Source organism: Pseudomonas sp. Sample_10, assembly GCF_004321495.1.
In the GTDB taxonomy this organism is placed as follows: domain Bacteria; phylum Pseudomonadota; class Gammaproteobacteria; order Pseudomonadales; family Pseudomonadaceae; genus Aquipseudomonas.
Map to the genome: position 1 here is coordinate 1 of NZ_RCOE01000070.1, position 1,004 is coordinate 1,004.

2 protein-coding genes are annotated in these 1,004 nt (G+C 59.7%); both read right to left on the reverse strand.

From position 1 onward, the window contains the following. Positions 1 to 458 (reverse strand): GAF domain-containing protein (locus D8U18_RS06975; RefSeq protein ID WP_131107333.1); only part of this gene is annotated, 458 nt, incomplete at its 3' end. A gap of 22 nt (positions 459 to 480) precedes the next feature. After that, complete coding sequence (locus D8U18_RS06980; protein ID WP_028623697.1) at positions 481 to 960, reverse strand: RNA pyrophosphohydrolase; 480 nt, start codon at positions 958 to 960, stop codon at positions 481 to 483. Positions 961 to 1,004 lie beyond the last annotated feature (44 nt).

A 1,004-nucleotide genomic window follows, 5' to 3' on the forward strand; every position in this document is an offset into this window, starting at 1 on the left:
ACGCCGGCAAGCTGCGCGCTCATGGTCACGAGGAAGGCTTCTTCACCTTCGTCGAACTGGCGACGTTCTTTTTGCTGGATGACCAACACGCCGACGACACGGCGGTGGTGAATGATCGGCGCCCCGAGGAACGAGGCGTAGCGCTCTTCACCGGTCTCGGCGAAGTAGCGGTAGCGCGGGTGATCCGCGGCATTTTCGAGGTTCAGGGGTTCTTCACGCGTGCCGACCAGGCCGACCAGACCTTCATTGGGCGCCATGCTGACTTTGCCGATCGAGCGCTTGTTCAAGCCCTCGGTGGCCATCAGCACGAAACGGTTGGTCTCTGGATCAAGCAGGTAGACCGAGCAGACCTGGCTGCCCATGGCCTCTTTGACGCGCAACACAATAATCCCCAACGCCGCCTTGAGATCCTTGGCGGAGTTAACTTCCTGGACGATCTTGCGCAGCGTATTGAGCATGGCTCGGGGTCGAACTCCGTCGTCAGTCGCGCGATAAAAGGCGCGGGGCAAGCTCTTTGAGAGCGCGTCGGTACACCTCGCGCTTGAATGTCACCACCTGGCCCAACGGATACCAATAGCTGACCCAACGCCAGCCATCGAACTCCGGTTTACCGGTCAAATCCATCCGCACCCGCTGCTCGTTGGAGATCAGGCGCAGGAGAAACCATTTCTGCTTCTGGCCGATGCACAGCGGCTGGCTGTGCGTCCTGACCAGACGTTGCGGCAAACGATAGCGCAACCAGCCCCGGGTGCAGGCGAGTATTTCAACATCTTCGCGCTCCAGCCCCACTTCTTCGTTCAGCTCGCGGTACAAGGCGTCTTCCGGCGTCTCCTGGGGGTTGATCCCGCCTTGAGGAAACTGCCAGGCATCTTGATTGATTCGGCGAGCCCATAGCACCTGGCCGGCATCATTCGTCAGAATGATCCCGACATTAGGACGGAAACCATCGGGGTCGATCACGGCAACAACCTCGCAAACGCATGTCGCCGCATTGTTCCACAAAG